19 protein-coding genes and 1 tRNA gene are annotated in these 18,124 nt (G+C 65.3%); 7 read left to right on the forward strand and 13 right to left on the reverse strand.

The window, feature by feature from the left end; genetic code table 11:
• Positions 1-63: 63 nt before the first annotated feature.
• Entirely contained in the window at positions 64-1,413 is a 1,350-nt protein-coding gene (locus H0B56_RS23445; RefSeq protein WP_219632404.1) for a HelD family protein, read from the reverse strand.
• Positions 1,352-2,224, reverse strand: a complete 873-nt coding sequence (locus tag H0B56_RS22585) for a helicase domain-containing protein (RefSeq protein WP_219632405.1) — start codon at positions 2,222-2,224, stop codon at positions 1,352-1,354. The genes H0B56_RS23445 and H0B56_RS22585 overlap by 62 nt, the downstream gene beginning before the upstream one ends.
• A 490-nt stretch (positions 2,225-2,714) precedes the next feature.
• On the opposite strand from H0B56_RS22585, the gene H0B56_RS08240 reads away from it, so the two are divergent.
• Positions 2,715-3,050 carry a helix-turn-helix domain-containing protein gene (locus H0B56_RS08240; protein WP_343063804.1) on the forward strand — a complete coding sequence of 112 codons (336 nt, stop codon included), beginning with the start codon at positions 2,715-2,717 and terminating at the stop codon, positions 3,048-3,050.
• On the opposite strand, the gene H0B56_RS08245 is transcribed toward H0B56_RS08240, so the two are convergent.
• The 6 genes from H0B56_RS08245 to H0B56_RS08270 form a co-directional block, all read right to left on the reverse strand.
• The gene (locus H0B56_RS08245) at positions 3,026-4,600 is read right to left on the reverse strand and encodes a DUF5677 domain-containing protein (protein ID WP_180892298.1); all 1,575 of its coding nucleotides are present in this window, start codon (positions 4,598-4,600) and stop codon (positions 3,026-3,028) included. The genes H0B56_RS08240 and H0B56_RS08245 overlap by 25 nt on opposite strands.
• 5 nt (positions 4,601-4,605) lie before the next feature.
• Positions 4,606-6,069 (reverse strand): hypothetical protein, encoded by a 1,464-nt coding sequence (locus tag H0B56_RS08250; RefSeq protein WP_180892299.1) that lies wholly within the window; start codon positions 6,067-6,069, stop codon positions 4,606-4,608.
• A 27-nt stretch (positions 6,070-6,096) separates the two neighbouring features.
• Positions 6,097-6,753: a hypothetical protein gene (locus H0B56_RS08255; RefSeq protein ID WP_180892300.1), complete on the reverse strand. Its 657-nt coding sequence runs from the start codon at positions 6,751-6,753 to the stop codon at positions 6,097-6,099.
• Complete coding sequence (locus H0B56_RS08260) at positions 6,750-7,586, reverse strand: hypothetical protein (RefSeq protein ID WP_180892301.1); 837 nt, start codon at positions 7,584-7,586, stop codon at positions 6,750-6,752. The genes H0B56_RS08255 and H0B56_RS08260 overlap by 4 nt, the downstream gene beginning before the upstream one ends.
• 110 nt (positions 7,587-7,696) lie before the next feature.
• The gene (locus tag H0B56_RS08265; protein WP_180892302.1) at positions 7,697-8,113 is read right to left on the reverse strand and encodes a nucleoside/nucleotide kinase family protein; all 417 of its coding nucleotides are present in this window, start codon (positions 8,111-8,113) and stop codon (positions 7,697-7,699) included.
• 125 nt (positions 8,114-8,238) lie between these two features.
• Positions 8,239-9,192 carry an EamA family transporter gene (locus tag H0B56_RS08270; RefSeq protein ID WP_180892427.1) on the reverse strand — a complete coding sequence of 318 codons (954 nt, stop codon included), beginning with the start codon at positions 9,190-9,192 and terminating at the stop codon, positions 8,239-8,241.
• A 107-nt stretch (positions 9,193-9,299) separates the two neighbouring features.
• On the opposite strand from H0B56_RS08270, the gene H0B56_RS08275 reads away from it, so the two are divergent.
• From H0B56_RS08275 to H0B56_RS08290, 5 genes are all read left to right on the forward strand, one after another.
• Complete coding sequence (locus tag H0B56_RS08275) at positions 9,300-9,776, forward strand: RrF2 family transcriptional regulator (protein WP_089299843.1); 477 nt, start codon at positions 9,300-9,302, stop codon at positions 9,774-9,776.
• Between the two features lie 65 nt (positions 9,777-9,841).
• Entirely contained in the window at positions 9,842-11,056 is a 1,215-nt protein-coding gene (locus H0B56_RS08280) for an MFS transporter (RefSeq protein WP_246360918.1), read from the forward strand.
• Between the two features lie 357 nt (positions 11,057-11,413).
• On the forward strand, positions 11,414-11,674 hold the full coding sequence (locus tag H0B56_RS22590) for a hypothetical protein (RefSeq protein WP_219632407.1): 261 nt from the start codon (positions 11,414-11,416) through the stop codon (positions 11,672-11,674).
• Complete coding sequence (locus H0B56_RS22595; protein WP_219632408.1) at positions 11,668-11,934, forward strand: hypothetical protein; 267 nt, start codon at positions 11,668-11,670, stop codon at positions 11,932-11,934. Before H0B56_RS22590 ends, H0B56_RS22595 begins: the two co-directional genes overlap by 7 nt.
• A gap of 93 nt (positions 11,935-12,027) precedes the next feature.
• Positions 12,028-13,254: an IS481 family transposase gene (locus H0B56_RS08290; protein WP_180892303.1), complete on the forward strand. Its 1,227-nt coding sequence runs from the start codon at positions 12,028-12,030 to the stop codon at positions 13,252-13,254.
• Positions 13,255-13,292: 38 nt separating this feature from the next.
• On the opposite strand, the gene H0B56_RS08295 is transcribed toward H0B56_RS08290, so the two are convergent.
• From H0B56_RS08295 to H0B56_RS08315, 5 genes are all read right to left on the reverse strand, one after another.
• Positions 13,293-13,365: transfer RNA gene (locus H0B56_RS08295), tRNA-Ala, on the reverse strand.
• A 55-nt stretch (positions 13,366-13,420) separates the two neighbouring features.
• Complete coding sequence (sepX, locus tag H0B56_RS08300; protein ID WP_180892304.1) at positions 13,421-14,284, reverse strand: divisome protein SepX/GlpR; 864 nt, start codon at positions 14,282-14,284, stop codon at positions 13,421-13,423.
• Positions 14,285-14,443: 159 nt separating this feature from the next.
• Positions 14,444-15,121, reverse strand: a complete 678-nt coding sequence (locus H0B56_RS08305; protein WP_180892305.1) for a GNAT family N-acetyltransferase — start codon at positions 15,119-15,121, stop codon at positions 14,444-14,446.
• 10 nt (positions 15,122-15,131) lie between these two features.
• Positions 15,132-16,511, reverse strand: coding sequence for a molybdotransferase-like divisome protein Glp (gene glp / locus H0B56_RS08310; protein ID WP_180892306.1), 1,380 nt, complete (start codon positions 16,509-16,511; stop codon positions 15,132-15,134).
• On the reverse strand, positions 16,508-17,425 hold the full coding sequence (locus H0B56_RS08315; RefSeq protein WP_180892307.1) for a UTP--glucose-1-phosphate uridylyltransferase: 918 nt from the start codon (positions 17,423-17,425) through the stop codon (positions 16,508-16,510). The genes glp and H0B56_RS08315 overlap by 4 nt, the downstream gene beginning before the upstream one ends.
• 24 nt (positions 17,426-17,449) lie before the next feature.
• Here H0B56_RS08315 and H0B56_RS08320 point away from each other — a divergent pair, with 24 nt between their 5' ends.
• A complete protein-coding gene (locus H0B56_RS08320; RefSeq protein WP_180892308.1) occupies positions 17,450-18,082 on the forward strand; it encodes a 5-formyltetrahydrofolate cyclo-ligase in 633 nt (210 codons plus the stop codon).
• Positions 18,083-18,124 lie beyond the last annotated feature (42 nt).

Here is an 18,124-nt window from a genome sequence, read left to right on the forward strand (position 1 = left end):
GCCATATGAACTGGACAGACACGACACGTCCTGGCACTACGAGCAGGGGTCCCTTTGCCGCGGTCAGCCCACCGGTGCTCCTGTCGCGCCGTCGCGGGCCCGAGCGGTCTCGGCCTCGCCGGCGCCGGGGTGGCTCGTGGGATCCTCGGCGAACTCCAAGAAGGGTGAGAGACGCCCGTCGTGGGTGAGGTGGAGCTCGTGCATGGCCCTTGTACATGCGATGTAGAGCATGCACCTGTCCATCTCGTTGGCGTAGTTCACCTCGTCCACGTACGGGACGATCACGGCGTCGAACTCCAGCCCCTTGGAGATGTGCGCCGAGGTGACGACGATGCCGCCTGCGAAAGCCGTGCTGCCGTAGTCGAGGAAGGTCGGCTCGACACCGGCCTCGGACAGGGCGCGATGGAGCGATTCCGCCTGAGCCACGGTCTTGCAGATGATGCCGAGCGAGCGGTGATCGCTGCGGGAGTGCTGCTCGATCAGGGTCACGATCCGCGCATGCTGATCGTGCCGGTCCGCGCAGGCGACGACCCGAGGGGGTAGTCCGTGGCGCGCGATCGGGACGAGCTTGTCGTTCCTGGAGATGTTCTGGGCGAACTCCGTGATCTCGACCGTGGAGCGGTAGCTCTTGCACAGCTCCAGGCAGTCGGCCTCCGGGAAGATGCTGTGGATCGTCGTCAGTGACGAGGAGCTGAACGGGTTGACCGACTGGTTGGAGTCGCCGAGGATCGTCATCTGGCAGGAGAAGAGCTCGCGCAGTACCGCGTACTGGACGGGCGTGTAGTCCTGCATCTCGTCGACCACGAGATGGCGGATATGGCTGTAGCTCTCCTGCCTGGACGTTCTGATCATGGTGTAGATCAGCGGGAACACGTCCGCGTACTCGATCTTCTTCCTGCCGAGTGGTTTGAACATGCCGCGGCGGGCGGGGTCGGAATAGAACGCCTTGTACATCGCGAACGCGTCCTTGTAGGGGAACATCGCCCGGACCTGTTTGCGGACACCGGCGGTGTCGGCGGCCGCCCACTTGCCACCCCGGTCCTGAACCTCGTTCTTGAGCAGGTGAACAGCGCTGTTGGCCACGCGGTCGAGGCGCGTGAAGACCGGAAGGGTCGGTGACTCGTTGAACATGTCCGCGACCCACTGCGCGGAGAGCCGCTTGTGCTTGCGTTCGATCTCCCCGGGCACGAACTCCTCGTCCGCACGCGAGGTCACCCACGCGTCGAGCTCGGCGACGAATTCGGGTGTGGCCTTGTAGCGCATACGCTCGGCCGCCGCTTCGTCGGCCTGGTCGAGCAGCTTGACGACATGCTCGCTGAACGTCTCGTAACCTGTGACCTTCGCGAGGTACTTACCGGCGATCCGGTCGAAGTCGATCTCCGCGATCTTCTCCTCCCCCAACTCGGGAAGCACGTCGGCGATGTAGTCGCCGAAGACCTTGTTGGGGGGACAGGATCATGACGTTGTCGGACGAGAGGGTGTCCTTGAAGCGGTACAGCAGGAACGCCACCCGGTGCAGGGCGATCGACGTCTTCCCGGAGCCTGCGACACCCTGCAGGATCAGCACCTGCGCTGTCTCGTTGCGGATCACAGCGTTCTGTTCCCGCTGGATGGTCGCCACGATGTTCTTCATCCTGTCGTCGGCGGACTGGCCCAGCTCCCGCTGCAGGACGTCGTCGGCGATGTTCAGGGCGCTGTCGAACATGAACTCCAGGCGCCCGCCCTGGATCTTGTACTGGCGCTTGCCCGTGATGTCGCCGGTGGCGGTACCCTCGGGGGTCTCGAACGACGCCTCACCCGTCTCGAAGTCGTAGAACAGGCTGGACACGGGTGCCCGCCAGTCGTGGATCACGATCTCCTGGGTCTCGGGGTCCGAGAAGTTGTGCACACCGATGTAGTGGGCGGTGGCGTCCTGCTCACCCGCCGCGTGGAAGTCGACGCGCCCGAAGTAGGGGGACTCCAGAAGGCGCTCGATGCGTTTGCGCAGCATCGCAGCGTGCTCGGTCAGGCGGACCGACATGTCCACAGCACCGCGGTAGTTGGCCTTCTCGGCGAAATCCATGTCACGCAGGTTCGTCCACAGGTGCTCTTTGCGCTCCTGGATATCCCTGGCCGAGCTGTCGATCTCGCCGGTGAGTCGCTCCCGTTCCGCTTCAAGCAGACGCACCGTGTCGGCCAGGTGCCGACGTTCGCGTTCTTCGTCTCGCGCCTGCGCGTCGGTCACAGCCACCTCCGGTTCAGGTCTCCGTCTCCGCTGCGTGATGCGGAACCGCCACAAAGGCCTCTACCGCCCCGTCGCGGCCCTGCCCGGCTTCCAGCCGCACCGGGCGCGAGCGACGTGGTCGTCGTGGTGAATCGTGGCGACCGGGGTAGTAGCCCGCCGCTCGTCACAGTATCCGCCGGCGCGGCAGAGGCAGGCGTCGCCGTGATCGACGCCTCTCCCGGGGGCCTGGTCCTCACCACGCACACGAACAGCAAAAAGGTCGCCCGCTGGGCGACCTGTCAACCTGCGGCGTCGTCCTTCTCCAAGACTTCAACACAGGTCAGAACACTAACAGCCTGATGGTGGACCCTGGGGGCGTTACTATAACACGAAAGACCAGGTCAGCGCCCTGGAGTCGCTCCTGCGGAAGCTCCCGGGCCTGGATGCGCCGGTCAAGCCGTCACCCGGTCTGCGGAAGCCAGGGCGAGTAAGGCAGCTCGATGATGCGCAGGTGCGCCAGCTTGTCGCGGGCTACGAGGCCGGGGCGACGGTGTACGAGCTTGGTGATCGGTTCGGGATCAGTCGGCAAACGGTCGGCAAGATCCTGAAGCAGCATGGGGTGAAGATGCGGCGGGGTGGTCTTACGCCGGAGCAGGTCGACGAGGCGGTGCAACTCTACGAAGCTGGGTGGTCACTGGCCCGCATCGGCGGCCGGATGAACGTCGACCCGACGACGGTACTGAACCGACTCCGTGATCGTGGGGTTCGGATGCGGGATACGCATGGGAGGGTGCGGCGAATGACCGCTACCCGCGTAGAAGATCAAGACTTTAAACCCTCCTCGTAGTCTGCGACCAGGTCATCGAGCATGCCGAGCGCAATCTCAACGACGTGAGGACCAAGTGTCAGCATTGGATCTGAGTTAGGTATCCGATGCCATCGATGGAGCGGGTTGCGGCAGGTAGAAAGGGTGTACTGGTCAAGTGAAGCCCACTCGCCATGCATGTTTGAGCTCGCGGGCTGGAAAACCAGTCTGTAATCCGTCAGCAGACCTACCTGGTCCGCCATCCTTCGCGTGTCGAGGCCAGCGAAGTTCCCTTCGATGCTGATGTCCTGAAACTCCTCCATGATGTCACGGTTTACCAACGCGTCCATGTACTCGATCTGTTCATCTAGCTCCGCGGCCGGTGAGCTGAGAGATTCTCGGTACTCTTCAAGGTGCAGCTTGAGGAGCTTAAGCTTGCCGCGACCGTAATCCTTGAATCGCGAGTACAGCTCAGGATCGTCCTGTAGAAGCAGCCACTTGACAAGGATTCGCGCCTCCAGGACGCCGCGAATCGTGGACGACCCGTGCTCCATCGTCCACAGTGCAGGAAATCCGATCATCACCCCAAGTGCACGGATCTGCCGGTAGACAAGCCCGGTGAGGATCTCGTGGCGGTCTGGTGCATACAGATCAGGGTCTGCCGCACGCGATGCTGCAAGGAACCGCTCAGTAACCTCGTCCAACACATGCTGCCAGGCGGCATGCGCAGCCTTCACATGCTCGCTCGTGGCGTCGAGCGAATGTTCAGCGTCTGCGCTGGAATCGCCGCACTCGTACAACTTCCAGTTCTGGCGCCAGAAGGTCTTCGCCCATGTGAGACCAGGCGATTTTTCAAGCTCGCGATCTGGGTTGCTAGTAAGGGTCATGAACGTCGCACGGATAGAAGGCTCGATACGCTGACGCTCCTCTTCCGTGATCTCATCGGGGTAGCGTGGCAGAATATTGTCCCACACTTCACCGATCTCCTTGGCCAGCATAAGCTTACCAGTCTTTAGCCAAGCTCGAATCACCATCGCCTTGGCTTTTGTGGCCATCGCGCTCTGTCCATGACTGGCATCACTGATCAGTTCGCGGAGGAACTGCTCGGGCTGGTTGTCGGGAATGATTTTATCATTTCCCCGCCAGCCTTCGAAGAGCCAAGCTGCGGGCGGGCTGTGGTACTTCTGGAGTGCTCGCACCAGAACCCACGGGAAAGTTTGCTCGAACAGCCCATCCTCCTGCAGTGCGGCAAGGACGGCTGAACGATCCTCGACGGCGATCTTGTCGAAGGTCGTCATCTCACCGGTCAGAATCAGCCGTTTCGAATCTTCAGAACCATCGCCTTCTTCAAGCCCGAGGACGGAGTCGATGCGGTCGAGCACCTTCCCGGCGAGCAGCATGCCAGGCTTATCCCCGTACAACTTGATCAGGGCGCACAGCCACAGCATGTCGGGGAAGCTATCCCTCAGCCAGGGAACCATCTGCATGTTGCCAATGGTTCGCATCGGCGGCTTGAGGATCTTTCCAGTCTGCTTGTGATCCTTGAGCCGGCTGTTCCTTCGTTTGTTTCTGGGCTTCTTGCGGCTACTCATGACCGCTACGCCTTCGATGCCGAGGGCTTATTGTCGTTTCTTGCGTCAATCACGACGATAGACGGCTCTTTGTCGAGACCCAGTTCCTTGAGCACTGTGGCAACCTTCTCCTGGTCGGCCTGGGTATAGCAGACGATGACCTTGATAGACTTGTCGGTCTTATTCGCCTTCTCATAGATGGCGACTTGCTTCTCTAGGTTCCGCTTGAGTGCCGAGTTGCTCGCAAGCTTGAACTCGATCAACGATTTGTCCCCCGCTCCATAGCTGACCTTAAAGTCCACAGACCCGCGTCCGTTGTTTGGCTCTCGGTTGACGTCGAAGTCGGTGCTACACCAGAGCAGACCAAAGAACAGCTGAACCTCATCCTCGCGTGAGAACGGCTTTCCTGCACGGTTGATCAGTTTGTAGCCGTCATTGTCCTCGACATAGGCTTTGAAGAGATGGACGCGATCAAGCGCCTCGTCGTAGCTGTTCCACGCCTGGTCATAGAACTCGGTCTTCGAGGCAAGGTCGGCGACCGCCAGCCTCAGCTGGTTTACGAGGACCTGGTAGGTGTCGTCGACCTTCTTCGAACTGGTCGCGACAGCCTCGTCACCTGACTCCTCCTTCGTCTTGATGTAATAGTCGATAAGTTCTGGGAACTGGCGAATCGTGCTGTGGGCTGCCGCTGCACGATCTTTCGCTGTGGGCTTCTTCCCCAATCGTTGGCGGAAGTAGTTGTTGACTTGCGCTCTAAGTGAATCATCAGGCACAGCAAGCGGCAACCCGTCGAACCGGCGGATCATGTCCACTTGACTGATCCAAGTGTCGTCACGGGTGAGGATGTCGGCCGGTGTCAGCAGGACGAAGTCATCGCCCAGCCGAGGCAGGATATATCGCCGTGTTTCCCAAGATTCAGTGTCGTAGTTGAACGCAGCTCGCGTCACGGCGAAAGTATCGACCTTTTCCGGAGCGAGGTGCGTCTTAGCAAACGTCTGGGTGTACTCGAGGAGGTAGTCCTTAATCAGATTCGTTGCGAAGTCGCTGATGTTGTCGCGCCCGACACCAGGTTGGATCAGGGCCAGCTTCTCCAGATGGGAGCTCACGGTGATTTGCTCGGAACCAAAGTTGGTTAGGATTGATCCGAGTGATTTATGCAGCGAGGTCGCGAACTTACCACCGAGGCCACTACCGCCGTTTCCAAGAACCGTGAATCCGAGCCAGTTCTGCTTGACCTCCTTGAACCGGTACCAGCTTTTGATCAAGGCTGGATCAAGGTCGGGCGCCGCCTTGTCGCGCAGGAAGTATAAGTACTTGAGGATCTGCTCGTGGAGGGCTTGGTACTCGGGCTTGTCGCTGTTGAAAAGGAGAAACGGATCGATGAATAGTGGAAGGTCGGAGACGATGCTGACATCAAAGGCTCCGTACTCTTCCAAGACGGCCGGATCGACACCAAAGTGCTCGGAGAAATAGAGGTCAAAGTCGGTCATCGTCTGACCCCGCTCGCTCGCTGCAGATCAGCCATGATCGGCCTCCGATAGCGGCCCGATGAGGAACACGTCGACGCCTACGTCGAGTCCCCAGACGACACCTCCATCAAGGTGTGTCACAGCAGTCGAGACGCCGAACGACTGGTCGAGCCCCTTTGGCCAGCGCTCCTTCGCCATGGAGCGAACCTCATCCGATCCATACAGGGACGCGGCCTTGGTGATCCCCGGTGTGTACTTGACGACGTGGCGCATGAGCTCGGGACGGATCTCCCCGCGCACATCGGTAACAATCGAGAGTAGGAATCGATCTGACGTAGCCAGTGCTGCCAGTGCTTGCATCTTCACTGCGTCCGCACGGAGGTATCCGAGATACTTCTGGCGTCCCGCTTCCCTCAGCACATCAAAGCTGTAGAGCGCCTTGGCCTCCACCTGCGCGACAACGTTCGAGCCCGCCAAAATCGCAAGATCCGCCCTACGCCACTCGCGCGTAACAATGAATGCCTCGCCGAGGTCCTGAGCGAGGCACCATGCCAACCGATCCCGGATGGGCAGCTCGGCTTTGCTGGTCACTGCTAGGAATGCCAGCTCGCCAGGCTCGAAGGCATCGGTGAGTCCCGCCACCGCGACTCCCAACGCCCGCCGTACCGCCGTGGCCGGCTCGTGCTGACTCTCCACCGCCTTCACGCTGACACGCCTCGCCCAGTCGTTAGTTTCTCTAGATCGACGAGAGCGGCTCGAAGTACCTGCTGAGCGATGCGCGCTGTCTCCAGACGAGGCTCGAAGGATTCGCGGAGCTGTTGACGCGGGTGAATGTAGTTGCGGAAGCCTCGAACATGGTCGGCATGACGCGCGACGTCCTCACCCAGGACACCGAGGTCCCGTGCCACGGCAATCAACTCGCCCAGCTTCCAGTCTTGGACTGGTTTGGGCACTCCGCGAGCACGCGGGGCCGCTGACGAGCCTGTGAAAGTCGCGGCGTGCGCCATGGCAAGCTCCATGAGGAGACCTTCGAGCGTTGAACCCACAAGGAAAATGACCGCGAGCGGAGCATTGGCCTGCAGGCAGCGCTCGATCTCGGTCAGTCGCGCCTCGACGACTTGCTGCGAGGTCAACTCTCGCGGCAATGCAGTCAGGTCGACATGACTGAAGTCCTTGGCGAGGAACTCGGTACTGGCCGGGTCTGCGGTGTCGACAAGCGCTGCGAACTGTGCTTTGAGCTCGTCGTGCAATGTCACTTCGGACGACTTCGGCTCCTCGTCCGCAATCAACTTGCCAACGCGCCAGTGCTCCAACAGTTCGAGGTTGAGCTTGGCAACGAGCGGCATCGGCTCTTCGTGCCAGATAGTGCGAAGCAGGACTGCCTTCGAAGCGGGCGGGTACTTCTCGTATGGATCGATCCCGATCGCGGTCTTCACGAAGTCAGCAAAGCGGGGGTTACTGAAGTCGAGCACGTAGCCGCCGCTCATGTCGAAGATCAACTCGAGCTTGCGCTTGGTGGTGTTATCCAGGTCAGCCACGTCAGCCTACCTCGTGACCAGCACATGCTCGCCAACTCGTGGCGAGGTGCGTGCGTGACCTGTCCATCCTTCGGCGACCATCCCTTGCGTGGCGCTGCGTGACTGCTATGTCACGAACGGTGATACTCAATCTGAATGCCCCAACGATACCGCCGAGCACGGACAGAGCATGTCGCCGACGCGCGGCCCACGGCGGCGTGACGACTACCGGCGAGTAGGTCGCGGCACGATCCCTCGCTGGCGCGGTGTTCCTCCAGGTGCCGGTCACGACAAGCGATCCGCTCCAGCCGAACCTCAAGGGGTGCGTCGACGTAGACCGTCAGATTGGGCGGGTGCCGGAGCTGGATCATCAGGCTGCGCAGCCAGATGAGCGCCTCCTTGTAGGTCGACACCGTGCCCTGGCGCATGAGCAGTGGCGCCAGCGCGTAGAGGATCGTGTCGACGTGACGGTCTTTGAGCACCACCAGGCCGCGGGCAAGGGCTGGCCCGATAACGCACTCGTCCAGGTAGTACAGGCCCTCCCCCACATCAAGATCACATACAGGCGTGTCGACCGTTACCAACGTCCCGGGACAACACACCTAGTCAGCAGGGCCGAGGAATCCTAATCGTCATCGGCCGCGGCCCGTGACTTTGCCAAAGCGGGAACGGTTCACACTCCACTGCGCGCGTCACGGCATGGCGCGGTGACCGGCCGCTGTTCGCTGAGCGTGCGCTGTTCGGGCGGTCCCGGCTTGGTTTTGAGGTCGCCCCATTTCACGAGGACGATACCGGCCAGGATGACGACCCCGCCGGCTAGCTGAAGCGGGGTGAGGGCTTCAGCTAGCAGAATCCACGCTGCAATTGCGGAGAAGGGCACCTCGGTGAGGTTCACGAACGAGCCGACGGTGGCTCCGAGGTGACGCAGGCCGAGGATCCCGAACAGGTATGCGCCGACGGTGAAGAGGACGAGCAGGAGGGCGGGCACGAACCAGGGCACTCGCAAACCGGCAAAGTCGAGATCGGCGACGACGAATCGCGCAGGCATGATCCGGGTGAGGTTGGCGATCAGGGCGGCGAAGGCTCCGATCCCCATGCCGAGCCCGGTGAAGGCGATCGACGGGAGTCTGATGGTCTGGTTGGAGGAGACCAGGAAGTAGGAAGCGAAACACGCTGCGGCAGCGAGGGCCATGAGGATGCCGACCCAGTTCAGGGATGCGTTCCGCAAGTCGAGCACGAGCACGACACCAAGCAACGAGACGACCACGCCGATGCCGGTCATGGTGCTCGGGCGCTGCCGGGTCCTGGCCCAGAGCCAGAACACGATGATCAACGGGGCACCCATCATTTCCAGCAGGATCGCCACGGCAACGCTGAGGTGTTCGAGGGCGAGGAAGAAGAACGCCTGCACCCCGGCCATCGATACGACGCCGTACGTGACGATCTTCCTCCAGTGGTGGCGCACCTCGCCCCAGCGGCCGCGCAGGGCGATCAGGGTCGGGACCAGCAGTAGCACCGAGGCACCGGCCAGCCGGATCAGCACCACCGACCCAGGCGTCCAGCCGATGCTGTAGAGGGCTTTGGCGACCGGACCCGCGACGGCGAAGAAGAACGTAGACAGCAGCATGAACACGAAACCCTGGACCGCACCCGGCGCATGATCACCCCTCCCATCGCTTACGTTCGAGCGTTGCTGACCACGCTAGCCCAATCGGGAGGTGTAGTATCCCCATTATGCGAATGAGTGAGGGTGTGGAGTGGGGCGTGCACTGCTGCCTCGTGCTCGCGTGGCTGGACGACCTGGCGCCCTTGCCGGTCGGACGGCTAGCCGAGGTCTTCGATCTACCTCCGGAGTATCTGAAGAAGCAGCTGCAGCCTCTCGCGAAGGCGGGCATCCTCCGCTCCGAGGCGGGCGCGCGCGGCGGCTACCGTCTCGGCAGCGATCCCGAAGCCATCAGCCTCATGGACGTCGTGACAGCCATCGAGGGCGGCACAGACCCGTTCCAGTGCACCGAGATCCGCCAGCGCGGAGCCGGCCGAGCCGCAGCACCCGGAGAGTTCGCGCACCCCTGCGGCATCTCAAAGGCGATGCGCAAGGCCGAACTGGCGTGGCGGCGAGAGCTCGCGAGCCAAACGCTCGCCGACCTCATCGCGGACACCCCCGCTTCGGCCGAGCGCCGCACCCGACGCTTCATCGAGCGCACCGCCTGACCCACCCGCGCCACGAGACGACCTGTTCGGCTTGTCGGGCTCTTCTTGAAAGGAGAATCGGGACATTGAACATCTCGTTATCTGACCGAACATCAGCTGCCGCTCCGAGGCACTCCGGAGGTCGGGTCTCGCTCCTGGCACTGGGCACCTTCGCTGTCGGTACGGACGCGTTCGTCGTCGCCGGGTTCCTGCCTCGGATGGCCGACGAACTCGGAGTCTCTGAGGCGGCTGCGGGCTACTCGGTCACGGTCTTCGCGATCTGCTACGCGGTGTTCTCACCACTCCTCGCAACCGCCACCGCCACAGTTCCGCGGCGACGCCTGCTGGTCGCCGCCCTCGTCGTGCTCGGCCTCGCCAACGTGGGAACAGCGCTCGCCCCGACGTTCGCGATCCTCATGGCTACGCGCGTGCTGGCCGCGCTGGGCGCGGCCGCCTACACCCCGAACGCCGGAGCCGTCGCGTCGTCGCTGGTTTCCGTGGAACGACGCGGGCGCGCACTCGCGCTGGTGGTCAGCGGTCTCACCGTGGCGACAGCCATCGGCGTTCCGCTCGGAAACCTCGCCTCCCGCATCATGGGATGGCGCACCGCCCTGGGCTTGGTCGCGCTGCTGTGCCTGCTCGTCGGGGTCGGACTGGCCGTGCTCTTGCCGAGGCTCGCCAGCGGAACCCGAACACCGCTGGCCACGCGTTTGGCCGTCCTGCGCAACCTGGACGTTCAGGCGATCCTGCCCGTGACCGTTCTGGGGATGGCTGCCGCCTACACCGCCTACGCCTACGCGATCCCTGCCTTCGACGCCGTGGGCGTGTCGCCGGATGCGACCCAGTGGATGCTGTTCCTCTACGGCGTCGGCGCCGTCGCCGGCGCACAGTCGTCCGGCAAACTCACCGACCGGTTCGGCGGAACGCGAGTGCTGATCACAGGGTACACAGTCATGACGTGCACGCTTGCCGCGTTCGGATCGCTCAGCCTGGCAGGCATCGCGCTGCCGGGCCTGGTCGGCATCTTGGCGTTCACCTGGGGCGCGAGCAGCTGGTGCCAGACACCGCCCCAGCAGCATCGTCTCATCGCCGCCGCACCGGACGAAGCGCCGCTGGTGATCGCCCTGAACTCCTCCGGCATATACATCGGAATCGCCCTCGGCACCTTCATCGGTGGCCTCGCCGGATCAGGGAACGCGACCTGGATGTTCTACTCCGGAGCCGTGATCGCCGTCCTCGTGGCCATTTTCTTGATCTCAACCTCCCGAGCGACCGCCAACGACCGGAAGGGAATCCGATGAACGCCGCGCCACTCCAGAAACTCCGAGTTCGCCGGCCAACAGAGAAAGAACACCCGGTGACGTGATCGCCCTCGGCCCGAACGTCATGTGCGGGTCCGAGCCCGAGAAGCGCATCACGGTCGCCACGACCAGAGACACCATCCGTAACCAAACACTCAACTGCCTAGAGCCGGGTGGACAGGTGGCATGGTCGAGGGTGGGGTAACAGAGACGGCTTCTAGAGCAACCGATTCTGTCCCTGAAGCTGCGCAATCTTTTGCTCCGCTCTTGGCTCGTACGCGGACGGTGCATCGTCCGGTGGGGCCAGTGGCGTATGACTGCGTGAAGGTGATCGTCGTCCGTGACGGTTCTGCTTTCTTGTTCAGCGAGTTCGGGCAGCAACCGGTCAAACCGGGCGATGTGATCCTGCTCGGTGCGAACGTGCTGTGTGGCTCGGAGCCCGAGGACCACATCACTGTGAGCACGATGTATCTCGATACGGATTACGTGCTCGATCAGGTGCGGTGGCAGTACGCGGGGTTCCTCGAAGACCGGCTCGACGCGCAAGGTTCGCGGACACGATCTACTCCGAGCCCGCGCAGATCCTCCGGCTTGGCGAGGACCAGGCGGGCATGTTGATGCCGTGGCTGGATGAGTTGGTCACGCTGAGTGTCGCCGGGGACTTCGTGCGTGACTACCTGCGGATGCAGGCGCTGTGGTTCCAGATCGCCTACGTCATCGCCCCACACATCAAGGTCTCGCCGGTGCACATCTCGCCGTCGCAGCGCGCGCATATCCGGCCCACGCTCCCCAGGGATCGCCGCTTCGTGCCCCTGCGGGTCCAGGCGCGTCGTGCTGCGGGTCTGCTCCGCGAGAACCCGGCCAAACGATGGAGCTGAGGGTGTCTAGTCTCAGGACATCCCGGACGCGTGTCTCACGACATGCCGGACGGATGTCTCAGGGCACTGCGGAGTGGTGCTGGATGCTCGGGCATGTCGAAGGCACGCCTGGTCATCACTGCCGTTGTTGTGGAGAAGCGGACGGTCGCCGACGTGGTGGCCGACTACGGCCTCTCCCGCTCGTGGGTCTATGAACTCCTCGCCCGCTACCGCGCCGAGGGCGAAGCCGCCTTCGAGCCGCGCTCGCGCCGTCCCCGCACTACGCCGACAGCGACCACGGCCGCAACGATCGAGACGGTGCTGCGACTGCGCAAGGAGCTGACCGACGCCGGCCACGATGCCGGCGCCGACACCATCGGCTGGTATCTGCACCACCACCACAACACCCGGCTGTCCAGGGCCACCATCCACCGCATCCTCGCCCGGCACGGCGCCATCACCCCCACACCAGCCAAGCGACCGAACTCCTCGACCATCCGATTCGAAGCCACCATGCCCAACGAGACGTGGCAATCGGACCTCACCCACCACCGGCTCGCCGACAACGAGGACACCCCCGGCACCGACTGCGAGATCATCACCTGGCTCGACGACCACTCCCGCTACGCCCTACACGTCACCGCGCACCCGCGCATCACCGGCCAGACCGTGCTCGACACCTTCACCGCTACCACCCATCACCACGGCGACCCGGCCTCCGTGCTCACCGACAACGGCATGGTCTACACCACCCGCTTCTCCGGCGGCCGCGGCGGCCGCAACGCCCTGGAATCCGAACTCCAACGGCGCGACATCGCCCAGAAGAACTCCCGCCCCAACCACCCCACCACCTGCGGCAAGGTCGAACGCTTCCAACAAACCCTCAAACGCTGGCTCGCCGCCCAACCCGACCAGCCCACCACCCTGGCCGAGCTACAGGCCCTGATCGACCAGTTCGTCACCACCTACAACCAGCACCGGCCACACCGGTCCCTGCCGAACCGAGCCACCCCCGCCACCGCCTACCACGCCAGGCCCAAAACCGGCCCCACCACCGACCGCAGCACCGACACCCACTACCGCGTACTCAGCGACATCGTCGATCACGACGGCAAGCTCAGCCTGCGCCTCAACGGCCGCACCCGCCACATCGGCATCGGCGCCGAACACGCCCGAACCCCCGTACTCACACTCGTCGACCACACCCACGTCCGCGTCATCCACGCCGCCACCGGCACACTCGTCCGCGAACTCACCATCGACCCCAGCCGCAACTACCAGCCACTCGGCCGCCCACCCGGACCACCCCGCACAAACAAACGGCCGAACCCCCATCAATAAGGGTTCGGCCGTCCGCGATGTCCTGAGACATCACATTGTGGAGCTGAGGGGAATCGAACCCCTGACCTTCTCGATGCGAACGAGACGCGCTACCAACTGCGCTACAGCCCCTTGGCAACGTCAGAAAGCATAGCAAGCCGCCGGGCCGGCTGATCGACCCGGGGGTCTACTCCCCGACGGCCTTACGGTACGCCGGGTAGTCGGGCTCGTCGAGCTCGTGGAAGGCGGGATCCTCGTCGTCGATGTCCAGTACCTCGGCCTGCCTGCGCGCGGGACGGGAGTGCCTGCGCACCTCGCCGACCGCGCTCGGCCGCTCGTCGTACTCGGGGGCCGGGGGCTCGTCATCAGCGACGTCGTGGTCGTCGAAGGCCAGCTCCCGGTTGCGCTCGTGCCTGCGGGAGCCGCCGAGCCGCGCCATCCTGCGCTGCCGGATCTCGTTCTCGATCCGGACCTGCCTGCGCAGGTACCCCAGGTAGCCGGCAAGGCCTGCGACGGCCAGCGCGTTGACCCACCACAGGCCCGCGTGCACGAAGCCGGCGAGCAGCGCCGTGAGCAGCACCGTACCCAGCAGCGCGAGCACCACGCGCTGGCGGAACGCGTACTTGGCACGCGCGGCCATCTCGGCGGCCTCCGGGTCGAACCCACCTCGGCCCCTGCGGTACCGGCTGCCGGTGTCGGCGTCCCGCTCGTCCCGTTCGTCCCGCTCGGGCGCCCCGGCGTCACCGTCGCGCTCCATGCGGGACCGCTGCCTGGCGGCTCCGTCCGGGGCCGCGGCCTCGCGCGGCTCGGCGTCGCCCGGCGCGTCCGTGTACTCCTGGCCGTGGTCCTCGCTACGACCTGCTCGCTCCGCGGATTCGGACATCATGCTCTCCTCCCGCATGTCGGTGCGCACGCTCCCGCTCCGCACCACTCGGGCCGCCAGGGCGTCCTCGCCGGTCCGCGAGATCTCCTGGCGCTTCCGCGCGACCATAGGAACGAGAACGACGAGCCACGCCGCGGCTAGCGCGACGATCATCAACGAGCTCGGCATCTCCCGTAGCCTCCCCGACTGCAGCACTGTGATCGTCCATTCACACTAGCCACAGCAGTCACGTGCACCACGCAGGCGCGCCGATCGAACCCCGAATAGTGACACTCGATCGAGCGAGCGGACGTCGCGAAGCACGCGTCGCCGCCGGTACCGGATGTTTCACACGCGCTCGACCAGGCCCGCGGCGACCATGCCTGCGACCACCCCGGTACCGACGTCCTCGGTGGTGATCGCGTAGCAGTAGTGGTCCCGCCACGCCCCGGCGACATGGAGGTAACGGAGGAGCAGCCCCTCCTGCCGGAAGCCCGCCTTGGTCAGCACCCGCAGGCTGGCCGCGTTCTCCGGCCGCACCGTGGCCTCCAGCCGGTGCAGCCCCGCCGACGCGAACGCGTGGTCGACGGCCAGACCGAGCGCCGCGGTGGCCACCCCGCCCGAGGCGTGCCCGGACGCCACCCAGTACCCCACCCACGCCGAACACAGCGCGGACCGGACCACGTTCCCGATGGTCAGCTGGCCGCCGAAGGCACCGTCGACGGTGATCGCGAACGGCAGGCACTGGCCGCGCCGCGCGAGCGAACGCAGGCTCCACCACTGTGCCCACCAGGACGTCAGCGTGTGACGCTGCTTCCAGCTCCCGGGAGTGGACGGCTCCCACTGTTCGAGGTAGTCGCGGTCGTCGAGCCGGATCCGCCGCCACGCCGGGCCGTCGCGCAGCCACAGCGGCCGCAGCGCCACGACGCCGGCACGCGTCCGCACCGGCCCCAGCCGCGCGGGCCAGCCGGGATGGCCGGGCTCGTCCGTGCCGGCCACCGATCCCCTGCCCGCGTCCGGATACATCGACCCGTCGCTACCCGTTCTGGGCCAGGAACGCCACCTGCACCTCGTCACCGGCGGGCACGTCCGTCAACATCTCACCCACGGTGATCAGGCAGTTCGCCTCGGCGAGCGAGGCGAGCAGGTGCGAGCCCGACGTGCCGAGGGGCTGCACCAGGTACTCCCCGTTGCTCTCGTCGCGCATCAGCTGCCCGCGCACGTAACCCTTCCACCCCTGGGCGGAGCTGATCGGCGACAGCAGGCGCGCGTGCACCACCCTGCGGTGCGGCTTCCGCGAGCCGCGCGCCACCCTGATCAGGGGCCGCACCAGCACCTCGAAGACCACGAGCGCGCTCGTCGGATCGTCCGGCAGCAGGAACGTCGGCACCGAGTCCGGGCCGAGCTGGCCGAACCCCTGCGTGTCGCCAGGGTGCATCGCCACCCTGGTCATATCGACCTTGCCCATGTCGGACAGGGCCGCCCGCACGTCATCCCCCGCGCTACCACCAGCACCGCCCGCGATCACCACGATCTCCGACATCAGCAGCCTGCCCTCGACGACCTCGCGCAGCGTCGCGGGGTCCGTCGACGAGATCCCGACCCGGTTGACCTCGGCACCGGCGTCGCGCCCCGCCGCGGCGAGCGCGTAGGAGTTCACGTCGTACACCTGCCCGACGGCGGGTTCCCTGTCGACGTCGACCAGCTCGTCGCCCACCGAGATGACCGACACCCGCGGGCGCGGGTAGACGAGCACCTTCGCCCGCCCCACGGCAGCGAGCAGCCCTACCTGCGCCGAACCGATGATGTCGCCCTTGCGCACCGCGATGTCACCGGTCTGCACGTCCTCACCCGCTCTGCGGACGTTGGCCGCGGACGGGAACGACCGGGTCACCGTGACCCGTGCCGGGTTGTCGTCGGCGGAGCTTCTCGGGATCACCGCGTCGGCCAGCGTCGGCAGGGGTGCGGCGGGGGCGACCCACACCGCCTGGCCGGGCTGCAGCCGTCGCGGTTGCTGGGACCCCGCGGGAATCTCGCCGACGACGGGCAACTCGACCGGCTCCTCCTCGGTGGCCGACCGCACATCGACACTGCGTACCGCGAATCCGTCCACCTCGGCCTGGTCGAACGCGGGAAGGGCGCTCTCGGCGACGACTTCCTCGGCGCACAGCAGCCCCTGTGACTCGGAGATGGCCACCCGTACCGGGCTCGGGCGTACCGCGGCATCGAACACGCGGCGCAGTTGCTCGTCCACCGGGCGCAACTCCCCGTCGAGGGCGGCATCCGGCGCGGCGGGCGCGACGCGGGCCGACGAGGCGTCCGGCACGCGATTCGCCTCGTCGACGGCGACCGCCTGCTCGGCTTCTGTGCGCTGCACTGCGCCGTGCTCCTCGGTTTGCGGATCAGATGTGCTCATCGCGTCGCACTCTCGATTCGTTCACTCAACCACGTCCGTAGCTCCGGACCGTACTCCGGATCCTCCAGCATGTGGTCCACCACGGCTTTCACGAACCCGCCGGGGTTACCGAGATCGTGTCTTCCGCCACGATGGACCACCACGTGCACCGGGTGCCCGTCCTCGATCGCCAGCGCGACCGCATCGGTGAGCTGCAACTCCCCGCCCGCGCCCGGCTCGATCCGCTTCAACGCGTCGAATATCGCGCGATCGAGAACGTAACGCCCGACAGCCGCCAAAGTGGACGGCGCTTCGTCCGGCGCGGGCTTCTCCACCATCCCGTGCACCCGCTTCACGTCGTCCTCGCCGGTGCCGGAGACGTCGAAGGCGCCGTACGCCGAGATCTGGTCCCGTGGCACATCGAATGCGCACAGCACGGTGCCGCCGTACGCGGCGCGGACCTCGGCCATGCGTTCGAGCACCCCCGTCGGCATCACAAGGTCGTCCGGCAGCAACACGGCGATCGCGTCGTCGTCCGGACGCAGCTGTGACTCGGCGCAGCCGACGGCGTGCCCGAGCCCGAGCGCTTCGTGCTGCGTAGCGGAGGTCACCTCCATCAGCTCGGGTGCGCGGCGCACCTTGTCCAGCAGCGCGGTCTTGCCCTTCTCCGCCAGGCTGCTCTCCAGCTCGGGGGCGGGCTGGAAGTACTCGACGACCGCGCTCTTGGCGGGCGAGGTCACGACCACGAGTCGCTGCGCCCCTGCTCCGGCTGCTTCCCTGGCCACCAGCTCGATACCCGGCGTGTCGATGACCGGCAGCAGCTCCTTGGCCACGGTCTTGGTCACCGGAAGGAACCGGGTTCCCAGCCCGGCGGCGGGGACAATGGCAGTTCGGAAGGTCGGTTCGCTCGTACTGTCACCGCGTTGGCCCGTCATAGCACGAAAGCCTAACCTGATCACGTGAGTTCAGCCGACAATGAACGCCCGAGTAAGGCGGATTGGCGCGCCCACGTCCTCGCCGAGCGGAAGGCGCTGCCCGAGACCGCCCATGCCGCGGAGGCCGACGCGCTCGCCGCGGCCGTCTGCTCGCCGCCCATCGCTGGGGTCGCCCACACCGTTTGCGCGTACATGCCGTTCGGCTCGGAGCCCGGCTCGCGCGACCTGCTCGACGCGCTGCTCAGCGTCCATGTGCGCGTACTGCTCCCGGTGATCCCCAGCACCGTCGGCCCGCTGGACTGGGCGGCGTACACCGGCCCGGCGTCGCTGCGCGACGGCCCGTTGCAGGGCTTGAAGGAGCCCGCAGGCAGCACGCTGGGCCCGGAGGCGATCGAGCACGCCGATGCCGTCCTCGTGCCCGCGCTCGCCGTCGACGACGGCGGTGTGCGCCTCGGCAGGGGTGGCGGGTACTACGACCGTTCGCTGCCGCGGGTGCGGGAGGGAACGGAGCTGATCGCGGTGATCCGCGACACGGAGCTGGTGCGTTCCCTGCCCGCCGAACCCCACGACGTGCGGATGACGGGCGCCCTCACACCCGGCTACGGGCTCGTCCGCCTGCCTCGGCGACACGGCCACGACGGGTCCGCACCGCCGTGATGTGACCAATCCCCGATTGCACCGCGCGCCGGGATGACGGAT

Source organism: Haloechinothrix aidingensis, assembly GCF_013450155.1.
Classification (GTDB): Bacteria; Actinomycetota; Actinomycetes; order Mycobacteriales; family Pseudonocardiaceae; genus Haloechinothrix; species Haloechinothrix aidingensis.